This is a genomic window from Mitsuaria sp. CC2 (assembly GCF_048957715.1).
In the GTDB taxonomy this organism is placed as follows: Bacteria; Pseudomonadota; Gammaproteobacteria; order Burkholderiales; family Burkholderiaceae_C; genus Roseateles.
Genome location: NZ_JARVXN010000039.1, coordinates 19,649 through 43,751 on the forward strand (window position 1 = coordinate 19,649; position 24,103 = coordinate 43,751).

The following is a 24,103-nucleotide window of genomic DNA, read 5'->3' on the forward strand; positions in this document are numbered from 1 at the left end:
GAATCAGCGCCGCCCGCCGATACTCATCCGGTCCTCCACGCATCACCGCGCTTCATGACCGACCACGACGCGTCCGACGCTCCGAGAGAGATCCCGACCCACGCGCCTGAATTGCCATCGGCCCTCGCGGCCAGACTCGCCGGCTACGACTGGCACCGCAACCTCGTCGGAGAAGCCGGCGCGACCGTGTACCGGCTGCATCGATCCGGCGCACCGACGCTGTACCTCAAGGTCGGCGACAGCGACGCGGCAGACGCCATCGTGGATGAATTCGCCCGCCTGCGGTGGTTCGCCGATCGCTGGCCGACGCCTCGCATCGAGCACTTCGACTGGACCGACGGCTCCGCCCGGTTGCTGACCCGCGCCCTGCCCGGCCGCACCGCCTACGAATGGCTCGCCGACGATCCCGCGCGCGCCGCAGCGATCGTGACCGCCCTTGGACGCCTGCTTCGCGACCTGCACGGACTGCCTGTCCAGTCCTGCCCGTTCAGTGCGAACCACCTCCTGGAACTCGATCTCGCTCAGCAGCGCCTCGACGCAGGACTCATCGATGCCGACGACTTCGATGAGGCGCGTCAAGGTTGGACGCCGCAGCAAGTCTGGGCCGCGATCAACGCCATGCTGCCGTTTACCGAAGACCCGGTGGTGAGCCACGGCGACTTCTCGCTCGACAACATCCTCATGAATGAAGCCGGTGACGTCGTCGGCGTGATCGATCTCGGCCGGGCAGGCATCGCGGATCGCTACCGCGATCTCGCGATCCTGGCGAACTGCCTCGACGAATTCGATCCGGCGCTGCGCAACACGCTGTTCAGCGCGTACGGGATTGCCGAGCCGGACCTGCGCAAGCTCGACTTCCACCTGCTGCTCGACGAGTGTTTCTGAGGCGGCGCACCGGTAGCCTCCGCCGTTCCGGACGCTTCAGAGGTGCACCCCGCCCGACACCTCGATCCGCTGCCCGGTGACGAAGCGGTTGCCTTCGCTCACCAGCGCGGCGATCGCGCCGGCGACGTCGTCGGCGACACCGAAGCGACCCAGCGGCGTCAGCGACGCGATGTGCTTCTGCAGCTGCTCGCTGGAGCGCAGCATCCCGCCGCTGAAATCGGTCGCCACCGCGCCCGGCGCGATGACGTTCACCGTGATGCCGCGCGGTCCCAGCTCGGTCGCCAGGTAACGCGACAGCACCTCCACCGCGCCCTTCACCGCACTGTAGATGGCACGCTCCGGCACGTAGAAGCGCGCGGTGCCGCTGGAGATGTTGACGATCGCGCCCGGATTTGCGATCAGCGGCACCAGTTGCTGCGTCAGGAAGAACACGCCCTTGAAGTGCACGTCGACCAGTTGATCGAAGGCCTCGGGCGTCGCCTGCAGCGTCGGTTGCGCGACCTGCACGCCGCCGTTGTTGATCAGGACGTCGAAGGCCTCGCGGTGCCAGGTCTCGCGCAGCACGTCGTGCACGCCGTCGACGAATGCACCGAAGCCCGCCACGCGCGACACGTCCAGCGGCAGCGCCACCGCGCGGCGTCCGAGCTGGCCGATCTCGCGGACGACCTCCTCGGCCTCCTCACGGTGCGAGCGGTAGGTGACGATCACGTCGAAGCCATCGCGGGCCAACCGCATAGCTGTGGCTCGGCCGATGCCGCGGTTGGCGCCAGTGATCAGTGCGATGCGAGTGGAAGTCGCTGCGGCAGTGGTTGCGGCGTTGGCGTTGATGCTCATGGTCGGACTCCTTGAAGGCAGTGAGGAAGAAGCCCGAATGCTGAGCGTTTCGATCGGACAGATAAATCGTTCAATATCGACATCAATGTCCAACTGAATTGCACAATCGGCGGATTCAGTCCGGAGGCCCCATGGACCGCATCGACGCCATGCACCTGTTCACGCGCATCGTGGACCTCGGCAGCTTCACCGCCGCCGCCGAGGAGCTGGATCTGCCGCGCTCGAACGTGACCTACGCCGTCCAGGCCCTCGAGAAGCGGCTCGGAGCGCGCCTGCTGGCGCGCTCGACGCGCCATGTGAGCCCGACGCCTGAAGGCCATCTCTACTACGAGCGCTGCCGGCGCGTGCTGGAGGAGGTCGAGCAGGCTGAAGCCGTGCTCGGCGAGGCCGCCCAGCAGCCGCGCGGCCGGCTGCGCGTCGACCTGCAGGCCGGGCTCGCCGCCGCTTTCGTGTTCCCGCATCTGGGCGATTTCTGCAAGCGCTATCCCGGCATCGAACTCATCGTCGGCACAGGGGACCGGCTGGTCGACCTCGTCCGCGAAGGCGTCGACTGCGTGCTCCGCGGCGGCACGCCGCAGGAGTCAGGCCTGGTGGCACGTCGCATCGCCGACCTCCCGTCCGTCACCTGCGCCAGCCGCGAGTACGTCGCCGCGCACGGCCTGCCCGCGAGCATCGACGCGCTGCGCCAGCATCAGGCGGTGAACTTCCAGTCCAGCGCGACCGGTCGTGTGGCGCCGTTCGAGTTCCTCGTCGACGACAAGCTGCAGACGCTCACGATGCGCGGCCCCGTCTGCGTCACCTCGGCGCCGGCCTATCGCGCCTGCTGTCTGCAGGGCCTCGGGCTCATCCAATGCCCGCGCTTCGGTGTCGCCTCGCTGCTGGCATCCGGCGAACTGATCGAGTTGCTGCCGCAGACCCCGCCGCCGCCGATGCCGGTCTCCGTGATGTTCGCCAAGCAGCGGCAGATGATGCCGCGCGTGCGGGTGTTCATCGACTGGGTCGTGGCGCGCGTCCAGGAGGGCCTGGTGGCGGAATCCGGCGCAGCAAGGCCCCCGATGGGTCATTCCGGCGCCCTTCCGGGATAATCACGGGTTTGCTCCGGCGCCCATCGGCGGCCGCGGCAACCGCGCCCTCTCCCGCCTCGTCTTGTCCCCTCATGTCCCAGCCCACGCCAGACCGACTGCCCGCCAGCCTGCCCGCGCTCGTCGACGCCGCCATCATCGGCGGCGGTCCGGCGGGCTGCAGCGCCGCGAGCTGGCTCACGCAGCTGGGCCTGAGCGTCGCGCTGATCGAGCAGGCCCCGCGCCTGTGCGACAGCCTGCGGCCACTCGACTACCAGCAGGACTGGCTGCTCGGCGCCCCCGGCGAATCGCTCGCCGAACTGGGCGAGCGCTATGCCAGCCACGCCGCCGCGCAAGCGGGCGTGCACACGGTGCTCGGCCAGACGGTGAACACCCTCGACTGGCAGGCCGAGCAGGGGTGGACGCTCTACCTCGACGGCGGTCCCGCCTTTGCCGCGCAGGCCGGCGACACCGCCGAACCCGCCGCCACCGGCAACCTGCGGCCGCTGCGCGCGCGCTCGCTGCTGCTCGCCACCGGCCTGACCCCGCGTCATCCGTCGCCGCTCTATCCCGAGCGGGACCGCCACGATCGCGTGCTCGACGCCATCGAGCTGACCGCCGTCCGCGACCGCCTGCCCCCGGGCAAGGTGCTGCTGCTCGGCGGCGGCGACAACGCCATCGAGAACGCGCTGTACCTCGCCGGTCGCGGTCACGCGGTCACGCTGTGGTCGCGCTCCGAATGGCGCGCGCAGAGTCATCTGATCCAGCAGCTCGACGGCGCACCCGGTTTGCGCCGCCGGCCCGCCCAGGCGCTGCCGACCGCGGTGGTCGCCTCGCCCGACGGTGTGACCGTGACCTCCAAGGCCTACGGCGAGGAGCATTTCGACCACGTCGCCGTGCTGCTCGGCTACGAGCCCGCACCTTCCGCCTGGCTGCTCGTGGCCGATGCGCTGCAGCGCGCCGGCGTCACCGCGCCGTCGCAGCCTTTCCGCGACGAGCCGCGTTTCGGCGTGCTGGGCCTGTTCGTCGCCGGCGACGCCAGCGGCCGCCAGCATCCCTGCGTGCAGACGGCGCTGGGCGACGGCGTCGTCGCGGCCAAGCAGATCGAAGCCTTCCTGCGCCCGCTGCGCGAATCGCAGCCGCCCCCGGCGCTGCGCCGCAACAACCGCCAGGTCATCCACATCAACGGGCTGCGCTTCGGCGCCAACCTCGGCGTGCTCGACTTCGAGCGCGAGGGCCCCCAGCCCATCCTGGTCGACGCCGAGATCAACCTCGGCGCGCAGACCATCGTCTCGCGCGACGCCGACATCGGCCACGTGCTGGACTATCGCCGCGTGCGCACCATCATCATCGACGAGTGCACCGCGGAACACACCGACCTGCTCGAAGCCCTGCTGGGCAAGCTCTGCGTCCGGCTGATGAAGCTGCCCGGCGTGGTGGGCGTGCGCATCAAGGTGACCAAGCTCGAAATCTTCCCCGACTGCCAAGTCGCAATCTCTGCCGAATGCGGCCAGTGGTGATCCCATGACAACTGAAATCCTCTCCTCCGCCACCGACATCGATGCCAGGGCCGCCGAGGCCATCCAGGCTTCCGAGGCTGCCAAGAAGCACGCGCACGAGATGAACAAGCTCTCGAAGCGCCTGCACCGCCAGGTCGGCCAGGCGATCGGCGACTTCAACATGATCGAGGACGGCGACAAGGTCATGGTCTGCGTGTCCGGCGGCAAGGACAGCTACTCGCTGCTGGACATCCTGATCAACCTGCGCGACCGCGCGCCGATCAAGTTCAGCATCGTGGCCGTCAACCTCGACCAGAAGCAGCCCGGCTTCCCCGAGGACATCCTGCCCGCCTACCTGAAGTCGCGCGGCGTGGACTTCCACATCGAGGAGCAGGACACCTACTCCATCGTCAAGCGCCTGGTGCCCGAGGGCAAGACGACCTGCTCGCTGTGCTCGCGCCTGCGCCGCGGCATCCTGTACCGCGTGGCGGGCGAGCTCGGCGCGACCAAGATCGCGCTCGGCCACCACCGCGACGACATCGTCACCACGCTGATGCTGAACATGTTCTTCGGCAGCCGCATGAAGGGCATGCCCGCCAAGCTGGTCAGCGACGACGGCAAGAACGTCGTCATCCGCCCGCTGGCCTACGTGAAGGAATCCGACCTCGAGCGCTGGGCCGAGCATCGCGAATTCCCCATCATCCCGTGCAACCTCTGCGGCAGCCAGCCCAACCTGCAGCGCGCCACCGTCAAGGCCATGCTGCAGGACTGGGACAAGCGCTTCCCCGGCCGCGTGGACAACATGTTCACCGCGATGGGCAACATCGTGACCTCGCACATGATGGACCGCGAGCTGTTCCCCTTCGAGACGATCAAGGCGACCGGCGCGCCGGTGGCGGACGGCGACATCGCCTTCGATGAAGACGAGCAGTGCGGTACCCCGGCGCCGGCCACCGGCGTCGTCAACATCATCCGTCCGGGCGCCAAGGGGCAAGTCCCGGCCCCCGTCGACGACGCGGGCGAGGCCTACTCGGCCGCCGACGACTGAACAACGTCCAACCAAGAGAAACCCGCCGCTTACCGCACCGTCACGCCGTCAACACGCGCAGGTCAACCGCCCGGGGCCACAATCGTTGGACTGTCACGCCGAAGATCGGCGTCGCCGGGCGCGACACATGCCCTGGTCGACGGTCCATCGCGGTATCCGACTGGAGGTCTCCATGTTCACCTTGAATCGTCGAGTCGCCCTGCTGAGCCTGGGCGCCGCGGCGGCGCTCTCCCTCACCGGCTGCGCCGCCCTGAATAGCGTCTCCGCGGATGCGCAGACTTTCGGCAGCTGGCCGGCGGGCCGGCAGCCCGGCACCTTCACCTTCGAGCGCCTGCCCTCGCAGCAGCGCAACGAGGCCAACCAGGCCTCGCTCGAAGACGCCGCCCGCGGCGCGCTGCTGAAGGCCGGTTTCACCGAGTCCGCCGACCCGAAGGCGGCCGACGTCGTCGTGTCGCTGGGCGCGCGCGTCAGCCGCTCCGGCCCGGCGCCGTGGGACGACCCGCTGTGGTGGCGCTGGAACGGCAGCTACTGGGGCTGGCGTTACGGCCCGGCCTGGCGTCCGTACTACAGCCGCTGGGGCTACTCGTACCCGATGGACCCCATGATGGAGCGCCGCTACGACCGCGAGGTCGCCATGCTCCTGCGCGACCGCAAGACCAACGAGCCGCTGTATGAGGCTCGCGCCTCCAACGACGGTTTGACCGAAGGCGGCAAGGAACTCTTCGGCGCGCTCTTCGAGGCCTCGCTGACGGACTTCCCGCAGACGCGGCCCGAGCCGCACCGCGTGACCGTGCAGCTGACGCCGTCGAAGTAGGACGGCCCGCTCCGGCAGCGCCGTCCAGCGCTTCGCGGCGACCCCGATAATCGCGGTCTCTCCAACAGGGAACCGCGATTTTTCTTATGTCGCTGAACATCGTCGTCATGGCCGCGGGCAAGGGCACCCGCATGAAGTCCGGCCTGCCCAAGGTGCTGCACAAGCTGGCCGGCCGCGCGCTGCTCCGGCACGTGCTGGACAACACCGCCGCGCTGGATGCCCAGGCACGCATCGTGATCACCGGCCACGGCGCCGAGCAGGTTGAGGCGGCAGTCGGCGGCGAGGGCCTGCGCTTCGTGCGCCAGGAACCGCAGCTAGGCACCGGGCACGCCATCCAGCAGACCGTCCCCGCGCTGGTCGCCGGCGGCACCACGCTGATCCTGAGCGGCGACACGCCCCTGATCAGCACCGCGACCACGCGTGCGCTGGTCGAGGCCTGCGGCGGCGACAAGCTCGTGCTGCTGACCATCGAGTACGCTGATCCGACCGGCTACGGCCGCATCGTCCGCGAGGGCGAGCAGGTCGAGGCCATCGTCGAACACAAGGACGCCAGCGAGACGCAGCGCGGCATCCGCGAGTGCTACACCGGCATCATGGCCGCGCCAACCGAAGCGCTGAAGCGCTGGGTCAGCCAGCTCGACAACAAGAACGCGCAAGGCGAGTACTACCTGACCGACATCGTCGCGATGGCGGTGGCGGAAGGCGTGTCCGTCGTCGGCGTGAAGACGGGCGACGAGACCGAAGTGCTGGGCGTCAACAGCCCGTCGCAGCTGGCGCAGCTGGAGCGTCGCTTCCAGCTTGTCCAGGCCGAGGCGCTGATGACGGCCGGCGTGCGCCTGGCCGACCCCTCCCGCTTCGACCTGCGGGGCACCCTCACCTGCGGCAAGGACGTCGAGATCGACGTCAACTGCATCTTCGAAGGCCAGGTGACGCTGGGCGACGGCGTGCGCATCGGCGCGAACTGCGTGATCCGCAACGCCACCATTGGCGCCAACGCCCGCATCCACGAGTTCACCCACATCGACGGCGAGGCCGCCGGCGCCAGCGTCGGCGAAGGCGCGCTGATCGGCCCGTTCGCGCGGCTGCGCCCGGGCGCGCAGCTGGGTGCCGAGGTCCACATCGGCAACTTCGTCGAGGTGAAGAACTCGACGCTGGCCAAGGGCGCCAAGGCCAACCACCTGGCCTACCTGGGCGACGCGACCGTCGGCGAGCGCGTCAACTACGGCGCCGGCAGCATCACGGCCAACTACGACGGCGCCAACAAGCACCGCACGACCATCGGCGCGGACGTGCACGTGGGCTCGAACTGCGTGCTCGTCGCGCCCGTCACCCTGGGCGACGGGGCCACCATCGGCGGCGGATCGACCATCACCAAGGATGTCGAACCCGGCGGCCTGGCTGTGGCGCGTGGCCGACAAACCGTGATTTCGGGCTGGAGCCGCCCCAAGAAAGCGAAGTGATTCACCCAAATCGGCGATGAAAGGCCGTAAGCTCGGCTTGTTCGTGTCACGAAGTGTGACAAGTTCCCGGGTATCGGCCTCTGGTGGCCGAACTGGAGCGCGTTCCCCCCGAGCCGTGGGAGGCGCGTTTGCCAGTCACTGCCTAGGATCCGTTTCGTTGATTGGCTGAACCGCTGTTCCCCAGCTGAATCCTTATGGCGAACTCCAAAACCGCTGCCAAGCTGCTGCCCCAGAACGACGACGCGATCGCCGTTCCCCCGGCGTCCGCCGTGCTGGACGCGTTGGCGGACCGCTCGGACGATCCGGCCGCCCAGGCGGCCCGGGCCGAGTCGCTGGAGCAGTTGGCGATGTCGCACGCGATGTCGGATCAGGCCGCGGAAGCCTGCTTCTACCTGTGCCGCAGCCTGGGACTGGCTCGCCAGCAACGGGCGCCGGACGCCGAGCCGGATCTGGAACTGCTGTTCCAGCTGCTGGGCGCGCTGGCAGATCTGCCGGCCGAGGTGTCGGCCCTGCCGATGCCGGAAGGCCAGGCGGACGGCCTGGGCGTCGCAGAACTCTGTCATCAGCTGAGCGCCGCTCGCGACATGACAACGGCCGCCTGGAACGAGGCGGCCGAGTCAGACGATTCGGTGGCAGCTTGCCCCGCGGCTCCCGCCCGGGCTTTGCATTAAGACTTCAGCCGCTTTTCAGCGCTGGCGTTCATGGCCAGCAATGAGCCGGCTGACTCGCGACACTGAAAGTCCCAACTCACGCGCGAGTTCAGTCATCGACTGACCGCCTTCGGTGTGCGCGCGATACAGCGCCTCTTCCCGGCTGCCGCTGGACTTGAGCCAATCGCCCCAGCGACGCGGTCGCGGCGAGCGCGGCGGATGCTCGCTCAGCCGCACGGTGCGTTGCACAAAGGCGGCATCGCCCAGGAAGATCTGGTGCCGCAGCTGGCTCCAGATGTCGAGGTCGGGTTCCGACTCCACGATCGCCTGGTACCGCTGCGCCGCCTTGCGGCGATCCGCCGCGTTCTGCGGCACGCGGCCCAGGACGTTGGTCCAGAGGCCGTCGATCTCCAGCCACTCCGGCGCGGTCACCAGGCCGGCGTGCGCCTGCAGGCTGCTCCAGCGCCAGGCCGTCGGCGACGACGCCAGCCCCGCACGCCTTCCGATCAGTTCCACATAACGGCAGGCATCGAGCAGCAGATGCTCCCGATCCACCAGCACCGCCTTGAAGCGGCCCTGGAAGACATGCCCGATCTGCCCATGCCGCCGGTTATGCGCCTGGGTGTACACGCCGTTCAGATGGCGCATCAGTCGGGAGAGATTCGCCTGCCGCGTGAAGAGCAGCAGCTCGTAGTGTTCCCGGCCCAGCCCGTAGGCGAGCACCTGGGCGTCGAAGCGTTCCGCCGCCTGCTGGATCAGGCCGAGCATCACCTGACGGTCCTCGTCGTCGGAGAACACATGCGCATCCCCACGTGTCGCCACGTGATAGACGGCGCCGGGGAATTCGATGCGAAGCGGCCTGGCCATGCCCAACAAATAGGCGATGAGCGCACAAAAGACAAGCGCCCGCGCCGGGATTCCGGCCTCGACGCAAGACTTGACCCCTGATCGCGGGGCCTGGACTCGTGCTGCGGTGCAGAAGGCTCCGCCGATCCGCCCTGCAGCTCACCGGGAGCGTGCGGGGGTCAGGACTCAACAGCCCCGGCCGGGCCCTGGATATCCGTGCCTACGCATGGATCGCCCGCTGTCGGGCACCATGTCCCGGTTCAGCTCTTCCCGAGCGACTCCAGCACCTTCATGACCGCGTCCTCGCCCATGTTGCGGGCGTCGGCGAGTTCCCCGCCCTTGGTCGTGCCAAGCACCTGGCCGTCCGCGCCGATCACCGCCACGGTCGGGATGCCTTTCTTCAGCGTCACGCCCATCTGGTTGGCGACGTCGACGTTCTTGTCGAAGCGCCCGACGTTGACCTTCACCGTCACGAAGCGCTTGTCCACGGCAGTGCCGAGGTGGCCGTCGCTGAAGCCCTTGTTCAGCGCCAGGCAGTCCTTGCACCAGTTGGCGCCGTAGACCACCAGCACCTGCTTGCCGTCCCTGGCGGCGCGGGCGACGGCATGGTTGATGTCGGCGCGGGCGTCAGCCTGCTCGTCGTAGGGACCGGGTCCCGAGACGGCGTCGGCGGCGTGGACCGAGGTCACGGACACCGCGGCGAGCGCGGCGGCGAACAGCAAGGAGGCGGTGCGGCGTTTCATGACGCCGGAGTGTGCCACCGGCTTCAATTCCGTGACGGCGGCAAGGGGCCGCGCGGACCGGAAAACCGCTGTTCGGGCTCCGGAAGGCCAACGGCTTGCGGTACAAAGGCGGGCTTCGCACAAATCATCACTTTCAGGGAACGGGACTCTTCCGCCATGGCCTCCAGCCTGCTCGCACTGCTCGACGACATCACCACGGTCCTGGACGACGTGGCCCTGCTCTCCAAGATGGCCGCCAAGAAGACGTCCGGCGTCCTGGGCGACGATCTGGCGCTCAACGCGCAGCAGGTCACCGGCGTCAGCGCCGACCGCGAACTGCCGGTGGTCTGGGGCGTCTTCAAGGGCTCGATGCTCAACAAGGCCATCCTGGTCCCGGCCGCGCTGGCCATCAGCGCCTGGGCGCCCTGGCTGGTCACGCCGCTGCTGATGATCGGCGGCGCCTACCTCTGCTTCGAAGGGGTCGAGAAGCTCGCCCACAAGTGGCTGCACACCGCCGAGGACGATGCCCACGAGGCGGCGCTGTCCGAGGCGGTCAAGAACCCCGCCATCGACCTCGCCGCGCTGGAACGCGACAAGGTCAAGGGCGCGATCCGCACCGACTTCATCCTGTCCGCCGAGATCATCGCGATCACGCTGGGCACGGTGGCGGACGCGACGTTCACCACGCGGCTGCTGGTGCTCTCCGGAATCGCCATCGTGATGACGATCGGCGTCTACGGGCTGGTCGCGGGCATCGTCAAGCTGGACGACGCCGGCCTCTGGCTCAGCCGAAAGGCCGCCGCCTGGCAGCAGGCGCTGGGTCGCGGGCTGCTGTGGCTGGCGCCGTGGTTGATGAAGGCGCTGTCGGTCGCGGGCACGGCGGCGATGTTCCTGGTCGGCGGCGGCATCCTGACGCACGGCGCACCGGTCCTGCATCACGCGATCCAGCATCGGGTCGAGGACTGGGGACTGACCGGCCTGGCCGCCTCGGTGGTCGCGATGCTCGGCGACGCGATCGTGGGCATCCTGGCCGGCGCGGTGCTGGTGGCCGTCGTCACCGGTATCCAGCGCCTGCGTCATCGCCGAGAATGACGCCCATGAAGACGCATCACATCGAAGTCCAGAAGCTCAAGGGCGCCTCGAACTCCTCCACCAGCGGCCTGGTGACCTTCAAGCTGGACGCCATCGTCAAGGAACGCGAGCCGGTCGACGGCATCGAGCCGAGCACCCTGCTCGTCATGACCGAGGCCAACGCCCGCGTGCTGATGGCGCTGCTCAAGACGCAGCTGACCGACATGGACGGCCGCAAGCCCAAGAGCCGTCACGGCCGCCACGGCTGACCGCGCCGAATCTCCCCCTCACGTCACCCGCACCTCGCCCGACTCTCCAGGATCCGACATGGACTTTCCGCAGTACCAGCCCGACAAGGCGCAATACACCCCGCTGACCGACGACGAGCTGTCGGACCTGGACGACTTCCTGTCCGAGCTGGACAACGACGCCGCGATGAACATCGAGGCGCTGGACGGCTACCTCAGTGCGCAGCTGCTGAGCCCGCTTGCGCTGAGCGGCAAGCCCGGCGACGAATGGATGAGCCCCGTCTGGGGCGGCGGGGATCCTTTCACCAGCGGCAAGCAGCGCAAGAAGATCGCCCTGCTGCTGCTTCGTCACGTGCACAGCCTGTCGGTGCAGTGGACCTCGAAGCAGGACGAGTGGGAGCCCATCTTCAGCGTCGCCGAGGAAGGCGAACAGCAGCTGGTGGACGCCGAGGACTGGTGCACCGGTTTCATGATCGGCGTCGACCAGGACGGCGAAGCCTGGACGCCGCTGTTCGACCACATCAAGACCGCGGCCGCGCTCGCGCCGATCGCGCTGCTGGGCGGCGACGAAAGCCAACTCAGCGCCGAGGACCAGGAAAAGCTCACCGACCTGCACTGGCGCGACGCGCTCAGCCGCGAGGTGCCGGAAGGCGTGCTGACACTGTGGACGCTGCGCTCGCAGGCCGAGTGAACGACTGACCCTGTGCCCGGGCGAGCGACCGGGCGGTCCTTTCCTTCTCCATCGCCGGATCCGATGAAACGCAACTTCCCGTTCGCGGTGCTGGCCACCGCCGCCTTGCTGACGATCGCCGGCTGCGGCACCAACGTCGTCAACCCGGTCACCGGCCGCACCGAACGCAGCGCGATGAGCCCGCAGCAGGAAGTCGCGACGGGCCGCCAGGCGCACCAGGACGTGCTCAAGGAGTACTCGGTCGTCGACGACGCCAAGCTCCAGGCCTACGTCACTGCGCTGGGCAACAAGCTGGCGGCGCAGTCGCACCGGGCGGAACTGGCGTGGCACTTCACCGTGCTCGACAGTCCGGAGGTCAACGCCTTCGCCCTGCCGGGCGGCTACGTCTACGTGACGCGGGGCATCCTCGCGTACATGGAGAACGAGGCCGACCTGGCCGGCGTGATGGGCCATGAGATCGGCCACGTGACAGCGCGCCACGGCGCGCAGCGCGCGACGCGGCAGCAGAACGCCGGCATCGGCGTGCTGGCGGCGACGGTGCTCGGCGCGGTGCTGGAGTCGCGCGGCGTCAGCGGCGCAACGGACCTCGCGGGTCAGGTGTCGCAGAACGCCGCGGCGGGCTACATCGCCTCCTACAGCCGCGACCAGGAACTGCAGGCGGACCAGCTCGGCGCCGAGTACCTCGCGCGCAACCGCTACGACCCCAAGCACATGGTCGACGTGATCCAGGTGCTGAAGGACCAGGAGCAGTTCGCCGCCGACCAGGCCAAGGCGCAGGGCAAGCAGCCGCAGAGCGGCAACAGCTGGCTGGCCTCGCACCCGAGCAACGAGCAGCGCCTGCAGCGCATCCGCGACGAGGCCGCGCAGCTGACCGGCGACAAGCCGGTCGACGAGAACCGTGCGGCCTTCCTGCAGGCGATCGACGGCATGGTCTTCGGCGACAGCCCGTCGCAGGGGCTGGTGCGCGGTCAGCAGTTCCTGCATCCGACGCTGGACATCGCGCTGACGGCGCCCGCCGGCTGGGCGCTGCAGAACGGCAGCGAGACCCTGACGGTGATGAGTCCGCAACGCGACGCCGCGCTGATCCTGCAGCCGGTGCCGGAGAAGGCGGGCACGGTGCACGACGACATCCTGCGCCGCTGGGGTGCGGAGCAGGGCCGCACGGACGCGAAGACGATCAACGGCCTGAAGGCCACGCACTTCAGCGGCGTGCGCAAGAACGCGCAGGGCCAGCGCGGCAATGCCGAGATCACGCTCATCACGAGCGCCAAGGGCGCGGTGTACGCGCTGGTCTACGCGGCGAAGGACGGCCAGTCGCTGCAGTCGCGTCGCGCTGCGCTCACGCAGGCGGAGGAAAGCTTCCGCGCGTTGACGGCCGACGACAAGAAACTCGCCAAGCCGTGGAAGGTCGCGCTGCGGCCCTATCCGGCTGGCGGCTTCGCCGAGATGGCGAAGACCGCGGTGGTCACCGAAGCGCAGCTGAAGCTGCTCAACGGGCGCTATGGCGGCGAAGCGCCACCGAAGGTGGGTGAGCGCGTGAAGACGGTCGTCGCGGCGCCCTGATCCCAGAGACGCCAAGCCCCGCAGTCCTCGGTAGCAAAACCGGTGAAGTGCGGGGCTGATGGGGGACGGCAGGTCGCAGGGTTTCGGACCTTGCGTCCGGGGGAGAGCGGGACCGAGTCCAGTCCAGTGGACTGGACGACGCCCGCGAGCGCTGGAGGGCCGCAGGTCCGACAGGCCTGCGACCTGGCGGCCAACGCCCTGACCTCTGCAGGTCGGCGTCGCACCGCCAACCGCTACAGCATCACTTCTGCTGCGCCGCTCCCAAGTTCCGCAGCCAGAACTGCTCGTACTTCCGATGCCAGCCCACGGCCTTCACTGCGCCGCCGAGGGCGTGCTCGCCGTCCGGATCCAAGAAGAGTTCGACCAGCCCTTCCTTGCCCGACTCCAGCAGCGCGCGGTACACGTTGACCGTGTCCTGGTAGAGGACGTTCGGGTCCTGCATCCCGTGCACCAGCAGCAGCGGCTTCTTCAGGTTCTTCGCCAGCGGCAGCAGCGAGTACTTGCGCAGCACGGGTTTGGTCCGGTCGACCTTGCCGATGGTGCGTCCGCTGTACCAGCTGTTGTAGTTCTCCCATTCCGTCGGGCCTGCGCCCGCGATGCCGGCCGCGAACAGGTCGGGCTTGGTGTACATCGTGTATTGGGTCTGGAAGCCGCCGAAGCTCCAGCCGTTCAGGCCGATGCGCGAGCCGTCGACGCCCAGGTTGGTCTTCATGTACGCGGCCAGGTCTTCGAGGTCCTCGGTCTGGGGCGCGCCCGGCTTCTCCCAGTTGGCGTCGGCGAACTTCTCGCCGTAGTTGGAGTGGCCGCGCGGGTCCACCGTCACCGTGACGTAGCCGTGCTTGGCCGCCATGTACATCGCGAAGACGTAGCCGGTCGGCTGGAAGCTGTCGGTCTCCACCGAGTGGCGGTCGTTGAGCGGGCCGCCGTAGGTGTAGACGATGGCCGCACGCTTGTCGCTCGGCGCCCAGCCCAGCGGCTTGAAGGCGTAGGCGGGGATGGTGTCGCCATGACGGTTCTTGAAGCTGAAGCGCTCCGGACGCAGCACGTCGACCTGCGCCCAGGCGGGGTCGTGGCTCTGCGTCAGCAGCTTGCCCGCCTCCGCGCCGGCCGCCGGGGCCTGTCCCTTCAGCAGCTTGAGCTCGGGACGCTCGGCCCAGTTGCCGGCCACCGCCGCGGCCCACTGGCCGTTGCGCGCCACCACCGCGTTGCGGTGGTAGTCCGGCGAGCGTCCCAGCGCCGTCATGCGGCCGTCCTTCAGGTCGACGCGCCAGACGTTCATCGCCGCGTAGTCGTCCTTGTTGGCGACGACGAACATCGTCTTCGCATCCGGCGTGAAGCCCAGCACCTGGAAGGCTTCGAACTCACCCGTCAGCAGCGGCTTGACCGAGCGGTCGGCGCCGGCCGCCAGACTCATCGCGTAGGGCTGGCGCCAGCCGTTGTCGGCCAGGATCAGCACCAGTTGCCTGGAGTCCGGCGTGAACGACGGCGTCATCACGTTGACCAGCTCGTGGTGGATGGGCGCGCGGCGCTCCAGCACCATCTCGGGCTTCGCCTCGCCCGGCTTGCCGAGGTAGACGCGGAACTGATCCTTCTCACGTTCGAAGGTCGTGAAAGCGTAGACGCTGCCGTCGCGGGCCCACACCACCGGCGAGATCTCGAACCAGCTGTCGCCGCCCGGATGCGTGAACACCGGCTGCGGCTGGCGTTCCGGCGCGGCACCGGGCGTCGGCACCTTGCGGATGTAGATCGCCATCGACGGCACGCCGCGCTTGTCGTCGGAGACCTCGCGGTCGACCTTCTTCGCGGTCGCCCAGCGGTCGTTGAAGTTCATGATTTCGACCTGCCGGCCCGGCTTGGGCAGCGGCTTGCCGTCGGCGCCGACCAGCGGCGCGTTGGCGACCAGCGCCATCCAGCGGCCGTCCTCGCTCATCGCCGTCTGGGCGATCTTGAACTTGCGGTCCTCGTCGTCCGGATTGAACAGCTCGCGGTTGATCACCTCGATGCCGGCCGTGGCCAGGCGCACGCGCAGCACGCGTGTCTCGTCCTGCACGATCAGGAACTGGTCGTCCGGCGCGTAGGCCACCGGCTTCAGCGTGCGGCCCGTCGCGAGCAGCGGCTCGGCGCGCTCGCTGCCGGCCTTCCAGCGCAACAGCTGGCCGCGGTACGCCAGCACGAGTTCCTCGCCCTTGGACGCCCACACGAACTGCGACACGCCGGGGTACAGGTCCTCGGGCTTGAGCTTCTCGCGTTCGCGCTTCTTCTTGAGCTCGTCGCGCAGCTCCCAGAGCGCCATGTCCTTGGGATCCTTGGCCGGCTTCTTCGCCTCGGGCGCCGACGCGGCGGAGGCCGGCGCGGCAGCCGCGACCGCGGCGTCGCCCCACGCGGCCTTCTCGGCGGCCTTGCGGGCCTCGTCGCGGGCCTTGCGCTCGGCCAGTTCGACCTTCAGCTCGTCGATGGCCTTGCGCTCCCACTGCTCCAGGTCGACCGCCTCGCCGCGCAGGTAGGCGGCCTGCGCCTCCTCGCGGGCCTGGCGCTCGGCCAGTTCGTCGCGCTTCTGCTTGAGCTTCTTCGCGTAGCGGTCGAGGTTCTCCGGCGTCTCCACCGCGGCCATCAGCGTCGGCGAGGTCAGGCGCAGCGTCTTGCCCGTCTGCGTGTCATGCACGTAGAGGTCGCTGCCGGCCTCGCCGAACGGGTTCCACAGGTAGGCGACGTAACGGCCGCTGGCGCTGAACTTCGCGTCCTTGGCGGACTCGCCGCGATAGGGCTCGGCGCGGAACAGCTGTTCCAGCGTCAGCGGCCGGTTGGTCACGGCCACCGGTGCGGCGGCCGTCTGTGCCAGCGAGACCTCGCTGGTCGCCAGTCCCGTCGCCAGGGTCGCCAGCGCCAGGGAAGTGAGGATCCATTGCTTCAATCGTTGCTCCACGTCCCGCAGGGTCGGCGGGGGACGCGGGATTCTAGGGATGCGGTCAACAACTGCTTACCCCTCGGCTGTCCACCGCATCCGTCAAGCGCGCGTTAACTGTCCATACTTTCCCTAGGCAGGCCCTTTCCGGACGCCTCGCCCATGACCTCCGGCAGGGGGAAAGGTCGCGAAGCGAACCGGAAGCACCAGAAAGAGGTATTCGATGAAGCAGCTGATTCAACGCATCCTCGGCGCCGTGGCGCTGACGGCCGGCGCCTTGAGCGCGCCGGCGGCCTTCGCGGGCGACGTGGGCGTGTCCATCAGCGTCGGGCAGCCGGGCTTCTACGGCCGGATCGACGTGGGCAACGTCCGTCCCGACGTGGTGTACGCGCAGCCGATGGTGATCGAGCGCGTTTATGCGCCCGCACCGCCGCTCTACCTGCGCGTTCCGCCGAACCATTACCGGTCCTGGGCGCGCCATTGCGGCTATTACGGCGCCTGCGGCCGGCAGGTGTACTTCGTGCAGGAGGGGTGGTATTCCCGCGCCTATGCGCCGGCCTATTACGGTCGTCCGCATGTGCATCCGATGCCGGTGTACGCGCCGCCTCCGCCGCCGCGGTGGGATCCGCCCCGTCGCGACCATTGGGACGGGCGCCGTGACTGGCATGACCATCGCGACGACCGTCGCGGCTGGGAAGGCCGTCGCTGGGACGAACGTCGGGACGACCATCGCGGGGGTGATCGTGGCGGCTGGGACCGTGGTGATCGCGGTGACCGGGGCGACCACGGCCACGGTCACGGCCGGCATCGCGACTGACGGCCCTGTCAGCCCTGACAGGGCTGACAGACGCCTCGCGGGGCCTCGCGTATAGTGGTCGGCTTACACACCAGCAAGGTGTGATTCACAGCGCCGACGTATGTTCGCCCAAGTCCTCGCCACTCTCGGTCTGCTGACCTGCGTGTTCCTCGCGATCGACATGGCGTTGCCGCGCCGGCACCAACTGGCCTGGCGGGCCTGGCTGAAGCGGATCGGATGGCGCATGAGCGGGTTCAGCCTGCGCGGCCGCTTCAGTTCCCGCGACCGCCGCCGCGCCGCGCATGACGCGGCGCTCGATGCGATCGCGCGAGCGAAACACCGCTCCGGCACCTGGGACGGCAACGTCTATCACGGCGACGACTTCGAACAGCGGCAGCGGCGCAAGCCGCATTGAGCTGCTCGCCAAGCGCGGGCCGAACGATAGCTCCGGAAGCGCCGCGATGGCCGTCCTCGATCACCTCATCCTCAAGGTCAACGACCTCGCCGACAGCGTCGCGTTCTACGTCGGCATCCTGGGTTTCACGAACGAAGGCGCATCGGGTCCGTTCACGGTGATCCGCGTCGGCCGCGACTGCCAGCTGCAGCTCGCGCCGTGGGGAACGCCTGGCATGGAGCACTACGCGTTCTCGGTGTCGCCCGAGGAGTTCGAAGACATCTTCGAACGCGTGAAGGCCGCCGGCATCGGCTACGGGCCGAGCTTCCACGCGGTCGGGACCAACACCGGGCCCGGCGAAGAGATCGGCGCCCGAGGCGCGGCACCGACGCTGTACTTCAACGATCCGAACAGGCATCTGATCGAGATCAGGGCGTATCCGGTGGCGTGAGCCTTACCAGCCCCTCTTCTCAGCCCGATCAATCGCCTGCTGCACGATGGCTTCGTATTCGGGCATGCCGGGCTCCAGCGGGGCGCGTTGCGTTGACGGCGAAGGTTGCGTTGCCTTCCGACGGGATGCAATGTCCACCACGATCGCGTTACTTAGCTCGCTTCGAATCCGAACAGGTTGCTCACCATCCGAAGTGGATGGTCGGGCGAATTTGACGATCATTGGTTTGCCCTTTACCGATTCATCGGAGATTCAAGCGAAGCGCCGTCCACGCACGCCTTCTGAAGCACTGCGCGGAAATGCTGCATGGCAGCCTCTTCAAATTCTACGTAGTTGTCCATGTACTCAGGGAGCACCGTGGGTGCAGCCGCCATCGCGATGGGAATGAACTGCCCCGATCGCGCATCTTTCTTTCCCCGGGACCTGAAGACAGTGGCATACAGGCGCGGAGCGACACCGGAAAAGTGTTGAAAGCGAATGCGCGATTCATCCCTTGCTCGATCTCCCTGTGCACCGGGCCCAAGCTCGAAGTCGATCGCATCGTGATGCAGCTCTTGCGCCAGGCTCTTGTCATAGGGCTCGATGTAGACCACCCGTTCGATCCCCGCCGCGACGATATGCCTCGCGCAGCTGTGACATGGAAACGTCGTTGAGAATAACGTGCTACCCGTTCCACCCCGCACATCCGTTGCGAAAGCGGACAAGTCTCCCGCCGTGCCGTTCGCACGGACAGTCGTCGTCGACCAAACCTTGACCAAACCTTGACCAAACGCGACAAGGGCCGGCGCCGCGTTGTCTCGCGGCCACCGGCCCCTCTTCAGGAGGATTTACGGCTTCCTTCCGTCACCGCCTCGCCAGCACCGGCTGCAACGCCTTCCCGGTGTGCGTCCCCTGCTCGACCAGCGTCTCCGGCCTGCCCTGCGCGACCACGCGTCCGCCGGCCGAGCCGCCTTCCGGACCGAGATCCAGCACCCAGTCCGCTTCCGCGATGACATCGAGGTCGTGCTCGATCACGACCACGCTGTGCCCGCCGTCCACCAGCCGGTGCAGGACGCGGATCAGCTTCTCGACGTCCGCCATGTGCAGGCCCACCGTCGGCTCGTCCAGCACGTACAGCGTGTGCGGCGCCTTCTGCCCGCGTCGCGTGACGTCGTCGCGCACCTTCACCAGTTCGGACACCAGCTTGATCCGCTGCGCCTCGCCGCCCGACAGCGTCGGGCTCGGCTGCCCCAGCGTCAGGTAACCCAGGCCCACGTCCTGCAGCAGCTTCAGCGGGTGCGAGATCGAGGTCATCGCGGCGAAGAACTCCACCGCCTCGTCGACCTCCATCTGGAGCACCTCGCCGATGCTCTTGCCGCGCCAGCTCACCGCCAGCGTCTCCGGATTGAAACGCTGTCCGTGGCACTGGTCGCAGAGCACCTTCACGTCCGGCAGGAAGCTCATCGCGATCGTGCGCATGCCCTGGCCCTCGCAGCCGGGGCAGCGCCCTTCGCCCGTGTTGAAGCTGAAGCGGGCCGGCGCGTAACCCCGCGCCTTCGCTTCCAGCGTCTCGGCGAACAGCTTGCGGATCGCGTCCCAGAAGCCGATGTAGGTCGCCGGGCAGCTGCGCGGCGTCTTGCCGATCGGCGTCTGGTCGACCTCGAGCACGCGGTCGACCTGCGCGTGGCCCTCGATCGCATCGCAGCCCACCCACTTCGACGGCGCGCGGCGCAGCGGCACGGCCGCGGCCATGTTGGCCAGCAGCACGTCCCGCGCCAGCGTGGACTTGCCCGAGCCCGACACGCCGGTGATCGCGACCAGCCGGTGCAGCGGCACGTCCACCGTCACACCCAGCAGGTTGTGCAGCGTCGCGTTGAGCACCGTCAGCTTCGGCGCCTCCGCCTCCATGACGCGGCGTTCCTTCAGCGGGTGCACCAGCGGTCTGGACAGGAAGCGGCCCGTCAGCGAATCGGGGTTCTTCGCGATCTCCTCGGCCGTGCCTTCGGCGATCACCCGACCGCCGCGCTTGCCCGCGCTCGGGCCGATGTCGATGATGTGGTCGGCGCGGCGGATCGTGTCCTCGTCGTGCTCCACGACCACCAGCGTGTTCCCCTTGTCGCCCAGCGTCGCCAGCGCCTTCAGCAGGATCTGGTTGTCGCGCGGATGCAGGCCGATGGTCGGCTCGTCCAGCACGTAGCACACGCCCTGCAGATTGCTGCCGAGCTGCGCCGCCAGCCGGATGCGCTGCGCCTCGCCGCCCGACAGGGTCGGCGCCGCGCGGTCCAGCGTCAGATAACCGAGTCCCACTTCCTCCAGGAACTCCAGCCGGCCCTTGATCTCGACCACCACGTCGCGCGCGATCTCGGCGTCACGGCCGGTCAGCGTCAGGCCGGCGATCCACTCGCGGGCCTCCTTCACGCTCCAGGACGCGACCGTCCCGATCGTCTCGTGCTCGAAGCTCACCGCGCGCGCCACCGGATTCAACCGCGCGCCGTGGCAGTCGGGACACGGCGCATCGCTCAGGTCCTCGATCTCGGCTTCCTCCGCCGGGAAGCTCTGCTCCCGGCCGCGGTTGTCCTTGTCCTGCTGCGTGTCGTCGAGCGCCTTGCGCTGTTCTCGCGTCAGCGCCAGGCCGGTGCCGACGCAGGTCGTGCACCAGCCGTGCTTGGAGTTGTAGCTGAACAGGCGCGGATCCAGTTCCGGATAGCTGGTGCCGCACTGCGGGCACGCGCGCTTCGTGGAGAACACGCGCAGTTCGCCGATGCCGCGCGTCGCCTTGCCGCTGCGCAGCGCCTCGTGCAGGCCGTCCAGCGGCGAGAGCACATGCACCACGCCCTTGCCATGGTCCAGCGCCTTGGCGAGCAGCTCGCGCAGCCCGGCCTCGGTCTCCGGCGCGATCGTCATGTCGCCGACCGGCAGCTCGATGCTGTGCTCCTTGAAGCGGTCCAGGCGCGGCCACGGGCTGGTCGGCAGGAACTCGCCGTCCACACGCAGATGCGTGTGGCCGCGCTGCTTGGCCCACTTCGCGAGGTCGGTGTAGACGCCCTTGCGGTTGACCACCAGCGGCGCGAGCAGCCCGATGTGCCTGCCCTTGAAGTCGCGCAGCAGCTGCGCGGCGATGGCCTCGACGCTCTGCGGCTTCACCGGCGTGCCGTCGTGCGCGCAATGCTGGACGCCGAGCTTCACGTAGAGCAGGCGCAGGAAGTGCCACACCTCGGTCGTCGTCGCGACCGTGCTCTTGCGACCGCCGCGCGACAGGCGCTGCTCGATGGCGACCGTCGGCGGGATGCCCCAGACCGCGTCGACCTCGGGCCGGCCCGCCGGCTGCACGATCGAGCGCGCGTAGGCGTTCAGCGATTCGAGGTAGCGGCGCTGGCCTTCGTTGAACAGGATGTCGAAGGCGAGCGTGCTCTTGCCCGAGCCGGACACCCCGGTCACGACGTTGAACTTGCCGCGCGGGATGCTGACGTCGACCGACTTCAGGTTGTGCTCGCGCGCGTTGACGATGCGGATCGATTCGTCGGCCTGCCGGCGCCGGCGCAGCAACGATTGCAGCGGCTGGCCTTCCGAAACCTTCATCGGCGGGCGGTCCATCTCCAGCGCGTACTCGCGCAGCGCCTTCGCGGTGTGCGAGGTCGGATGGTCCTTCAGATGCTCGGGCGTGCCGGTGGCGACGACCAGGCCGCCGTCCTCGCCGCCCTCGGGGCCGAGGTCGATGACCCAGTCCGACGCGCGGATCACGTCGAGGTTGTGCTCGATCAGGATCAGCGAGTGCCCCGCCGACAGCAGCTTGCGCATCGCGCGCATCAGCTTGGCGATGTCGTCGAAATGCAGGCCCGTGGTCGGCTCGTCGAACAGGAACAGCGTGCCCTTGGTCGCCGTCGCCTGGCGCGGCTTGGAGGCCGCCTCGGCGAGGTAGCCGGCCAGCTTGAGCCGTTGCGCCTCGCCGCCCGACAGCGTCGGCACCGGCTGCCCCAGCGTCAGATAGTCCAGGCCGACGTCCGACAGCGGCTGCAGCTTGTTGAGCACCTCGCGGTCGTCCTTGAAGACGCCCAGCGCCTCGGCCACCGTCAGGTCCAGCACATCCGACACGCTGAGCTGCCGGCCGGCGCGTTCGAGCTTGACCTCGAGCAGCTCGGCGCGGAAGCGCTTGCCGTCGCAGTCCGGGCAGCGCAGGTAGACGTCGGACAGGAACTGCATCTCGACGTGCTCGAAGCCCGAGCCGCCGCAGGTCGGGCAGCGGCCGTCGCCGGCGTTGAAGCTGAACATGCCGGCGCCGTAGCTGCGCTCCTTCGCCATGGGCGTGTCGGCGAAGCGCTTGCGGATCTCGTCGAACACGCCGACGTAGCTCGCCGGGTTCGAACGCGCCGTCTTGCCGATCGGCGACTGGTCGACGAACACCGCGTCGGCCAGCCAGTCCGCGCCCAGCAGGCGATCGTGCTGGCCCGGCGTCTCGGTGGCCTGGCCGAACCAGCGCGCCAGCGCCGGATAGAGCACGTCCTGCATCAGCGTGCTCTTGCCCGAGCCGGACACGCCCGTCACCGCGACCATGCGCTGCAGCGGGAATTCGACGTTGAAGTTCTTCAGGTTGTGTTCGCGCGCGCCTTCGAGGATCAGGCGCGGCGTGTTCTCCTCGACGACGCGCTTCAGGCCCATGCCCACGTGCTTGCGCGCGCCCAGGTAGGCGCCGGTCAGCGTGTCGGCCGCGCGGATCTGCTCCGGCGTGCCGTCGAAGACGATCTGCCCGCCCTGCTGGCCCGGGCCCGGCCCCATGTCGATGAGCCGGTCCGCCGCCAGCATCACCGCCGGGTCATGCTCGACGACCACGAGCGTGTTGCCCGCGTCGCGCAGCCGCTGCATCGCCTCGACGATGCGGTTCATGTCGCGCGGATGCAGGCCGATGCTGGGCTCGTCCAGCACGAACAGCGTGTTGACCAGCGAGGTCCCCAGCGCCGTCGTCAGGTTGATCCGCTGCACCTCGCCGCCCGACAGCGTGCGGCTCTGGCGGTCCAGCGTCAGGTAGCCGATGCCGACGTCGACCAGGTATTTGAGGCGGTTGCGGATCTCGTCGAGCAGCAGCTTGAGCGCCTCGTCGAGCAGCGTGCCGGGCAACTGCAGCTCGTCCATGAAGCGTCTGAGCCGATGGATCGGCAACTGCATCAGGTCGTGGACCGACAGCCCCGGCAGCGCTTCCAGCTGAGCGCGGGTCCACTTCACGCCCTCCGGCATGAAACGCTTCTCAGCCGGCAAGGCCGCGTCCGCCAGGGCCTTGGAGCCGACACGCCACAGCAGCGCCTCGGTCTTGAGCCGCGCGCCGCGGCAGGTCGGACACTCGGTGTAGCTGCGGTACTTCGACAGCAGCACCCGGATGTGCATCTTGTAGGCCTTGCTCTCCAGGTACTCGAAGAACCGGCGCACGCCGTACCACTGCTTGTTCCAGTTGCCGTTCCAGTTCGGGCTGCCGTCGATCACCCAGTCGCGCTGGGCCTGCGTCATCTGGTTCCACGCGGTGTCGCGCGGGATGCCGGCGTCGCCGGCGTACTTCAGCATGTCGTCCTGGCTCTCCTTCCAGGCCGGCGTCTGCATCGGCTTGATCGCACCGCCGCGCAGCGTCTTGCGCTCGTCGGGGATCACCAGCCCGAGGTCCACGCCGATCACGCGCCCGAAGCCGCGGCAGGTCTCGCAGGCGCCCATCGCCGAGTTGAACGAGAACAGCGCCGGCTGCGGATCGGCGTAGCGGATGTCGCTCTCCGGGCAATGCAGACCCGTCGAGTAGCGCCAGAGCGTGGGCGCCACGCCCTCCTCCGCGCTGAGCACATGCACCGTCAGGCGGCCGCTGCCGCGCTTGAGCGCCAGCTCGATCGCCTCCATCGCGCGCGCCTGCTCGACGCCCTGGATGCGGAAGCGGTCGGCGACGACGTCCAGCACCTTGCGCCCGTTGATCACGCGCTCGGACTGGACGCGCGTGAAGCCCGAGGCCGACAGCCATTGTTCGACCTCGCCGGCGCTGACCGACTCGGGCAGCTCGACCGGGAAGGTCAGCACCAGGCGCGGGTCGTCGCCGACGGTGCGCGCCAGCAGCTCGGCGTAGATGGTCTGCGGCGTGTCGTGGCGGACCGGCAGCGCGGTCTCGCGGTCGAACAGGTCGGCACCGCGCGCGAACAGCAGCTTCAGGTGGTCGTTGAGCTC

At 68.7% G+C, this 24,103-nt stretch carries 20 protein-coding genes and 1 pseudogene; 15 read left to right on the forward strand and 6 right to left on the reverse strand.

All coding sequences use genetic code 11. The features are described 5' to 3' along the window. Positions 1 to 54: 54 nt before the first annotated feature. A complete protein-coding gene (locus PV762_RS25305; RefSeq protein WP_421037770.1) occupies positions 55 to 885 on the forward strand; it encodes an APH(3') family aminoglycoside O-phosphotransferase in 831 nt (276 codons plus the stop codon). A 36-nt stretch (positions 886 to 921) separates the two neighbouring features. Here the strand turns inward: PV762_RS25305 and PV762_RS25310 are convergent, their stop codons facing one another. Then, positions 922 to 1,719 carry an SDR family NAD(P)-dependent oxidoreductase gene (locus PV762_RS25310; RefSeq protein ID WP_421037771.1) on the reverse strand — a complete coding sequence of 266 codons (798 nt, stop codon included), beginning with the start codon at positions 1,717 to 1,719 and terminating at the stop codon, positions 922 to 924. Between the two features lie 131 nt (positions 1,720 to 1,850). Here PV762_RS25310 and PV762_RS25315 point away from each other — a divergent pair, with 131 nt between their 5' ends. The 7 genes and pseudogenes from PV762_RS25315 (at position 1,851) to PV762_RS25345 (ending at position 8,272) form a co-directional block, all read left to right on the forward strand. Next, positions 1,851 to 2,804 carry a LysR substrate-binding domain-containing protein gene (locus tag PV762_RS25315; RefSeq protein WP_421037772.1) on the forward strand — a complete coding sequence of 318 codons (954 nt, stop codon included), beginning with the start codon at positions 1,851 to 1,853 and terminating at the stop codon, positions 2,802 to 2,804. A gap of 71 nt (positions 2,805 to 2,875) precedes the next feature. Continuing rightward, positions 2,876 to 3,844, forward strand: a pseudogene (locus PV762_RS25320) (NAD(P)/FAD-dependent oxidoreductase); the annotation flags it as partial. Between the two features lie 87 nt (positions 3,845 to 3,931). Next, positions 3,932 to 4,300, forward strand: a complete 369-nt coding sequence (locus PV762_RS25325) for a dihydroneopterin aldolase (protein ID WP_421037791.1) — start codon at positions 3,932 to 3,934, stop codon at positions 4,298 to 4,300. A 4-nt stretch (positions 4,301 to 4,304) separates the two neighbouring features. After that, a complete protein-coding gene (gene ttcA, locus PV762_RS25330; RefSeq protein ID WP_421037773.1) occupies positions 4,305 to 5,327 on the forward strand; it encodes a tRNA 2-thiocytidine(32) synthetase TtcA in 1,023 nt (340 codons plus the stop codon). A 172-nt stretch (positions 5,328 to 5,499) separates the two neighbouring features. Beyond that, positions 5,500 to 6,141 carry a DUF4136 domain-containing protein gene (locus PV762_RS25335; protein ID WP_421037774.1) on the forward strand — a complete coding sequence of 214 codons (642 nt, stop codon included), beginning with the start codon at positions 5,500 to 5,502 and terminating at the stop codon, positions 6,139 to 6,141. Positions 6,142 to 6,227: 86 nt separating this feature from the next. Further along, complete coding sequence (gene glmU / locus PV762_RS25340; RefSeq protein ID WP_421037775.1) at positions 6,228 to 7,601, forward strand: bifunctional UDP-N-acetylglucosamine diphosphorylase/glucosamine-1-phosphate N-acetyltransferase GlmU; 1,374 nt, start codon at positions 6,228 to 6,230, stop codon at positions 7,599 to 7,601. Positions 7,602 to 7,795: 194 nt separating this feature from the next. After that, positions 7,796 to 8,272, forward strand: coding sequence for a hypothetical protein (locus PV762_RS25345; RefSeq protein WP_421037776.1), 477 nt, complete (start codon positions 7,796 to 7,798; stop codon positions 8,270 to 8,272). Between the two features lie 15 nt (positions 8,273 to 8,287). Here the strand turns inward: PV762_RS25345 and PV762_RS25350 are convergent, their stop codons facing one another. Beyond that, entirely contained in the window at positions 8,288 to 9,118 is an 831-nt protein-coding gene (locus PV762_RS25350; protein WP_088405009.1) for a transposase, read from the reverse strand. Between the two features lie 239 nt (positions 9,119 to 9,357). Then, positions 9,358 to 9,840: a thioredoxin family protein gene (locus PV762_RS25355; protein ID WP_421037777.1), complete on the reverse strand. Its 483-nt coding sequence runs from the start codon at positions 9,838 to 9,840 to the stop codon at positions 9,358 to 9,360. Positions 9,841 to 9,996: 156 nt separating this feature from the next. Between PV762_RS25355 and PV762_RS25360 the strand changes: the two genes are divergently transcribed. The 4 genes from PV762_RS25360 to PV762_RS25375 all read left to right on the forward strand — a co-directional run bounded on the left by PV762_RS25360 (position 9,997) and on the right by PV762_RS25375 (position 13,392). Further along, positions 9,997 to 10,911 (forward strand): DUF808 domain-containing protein, encoded by a 915-nt coding sequence (locus PV762_RS25360; RefSeq protein WP_421037778.1) that lies wholly within the window; start codon positions 9,997 to 9,999, stop codon positions 10,909 to 10,911. A gap of 5 nt (positions 10,912 to 10,916) precedes the next feature. Further along, a complete protein-coding gene (locus PV762_RS25365) occupies positions 10,917 to 11,159 on the forward strand; it encodes a hypothetical protein (RefSeq protein ID WP_421037779.1) in 243 nt (80 codons plus the stop codon). Positions 11,160 to 11,217: 58 nt separating this feature from the next. Further along, positions 11,218 to 11,829: a UPF0149 family protein gene (locus tag PV762_RS25370; RefSeq protein ID WP_421037780.1), complete on the forward strand. Its 612-nt coding sequence runs from the start codon at positions 11,218 to 11,220 to the stop codon at positions 11,827 to 11,829. A gap of 63 nt (positions 11,830 to 11,892) precedes the next feature. Further along, positions 11,893 to 13,392, forward strand: a complete 1,500-nt coding sequence (locus PV762_RS25375) for a M48 family metalloprotease (RefSeq protein WP_421037781.1) — start codon at positions 11,893 to 11,895, stop codon at positions 13,390 to 13,392. A gap of 241 nt (positions 13,393 to 13,633) precedes the next feature. Here the strand turns inward: PV762_RS25375 and PV762_RS25380 are convergent, their stop codons facing one another. Next, on the reverse strand, positions 13,634 to 16,303 hold the full coding sequence (locus PV762_RS25380) for a prolyl oligopeptidase family serine peptidase (protein WP_421037782.1): 2,670 nt from the start codon (positions 16,301 to 16,303) through the stop codon (positions 13,634 to 13,636). Between the two features lie 214 nt (positions 16,304 to 16,517). Here PV762_RS25380 and PV762_RS25385 point away from each other — a divergent pair, with 214 nt between their 5' ends. The 3 genes from PV762_RS25385 (at position 16,518) to PV762_RS25395 (ending at position 17,935) form a co-directional block, all read left to right on the forward strand. Beyond that, complete coding sequence (locus PV762_RS25385) at positions 16,518 to 17,111, forward strand: hypothetical protein (protein ID WP_421037783.1); 594 nt, start codon at positions 16,518 to 16,520, stop codon at positions 17,109 to 17,111. A 100-nt stretch (positions 17,112 to 17,211) separates the two neighbouring features. Further along, complete coding sequence (locus PV762_RS25390; RefSeq protein WP_421037784.1) at positions 17,212 to 17,505, forward strand: hypothetical protein; 294 nt, start codon at positions 17,212 to 17,214, stop codon at positions 17,503 to 17,505. A 46-nt stretch (positions 17,506 to 17,551) separates the two neighbouring features. Then, complete coding sequence (locus PV762_RS25395; protein ID WP_421037785.1) at positions 17,552 to 17,935, forward strand: VOC family protein; 384 nt, start codon at positions 17,552 to 17,554, stop codon at positions 17,933 to 17,935. Between the two features lie 233 nt (positions 17,936 to 18,168). Here the strand turns inward: PV762_RS25395 and PV762_RS25400 are convergent, their stop codons facing one another. Beyond that, on the reverse strand, positions 18,169 to 18,528 hold the full coding sequence (locus PV762_RS25400) for a hypothetical protein (protein WP_421037786.1): 360 nt from the start codon (positions 18,526 to 18,528) through the stop codon (positions 18,169 to 18,171). Between the two features lie 250 nt (positions 18,529 to 18,778). After that, the coding region (gene uvrA, locus PV762_RS25405; protein WP_421037787.1) for an excinuclease ABC subunit UvrA at positions 18,779 to 24,103 on the reverse strand (5,325 nt) is incomplete at its 5' end.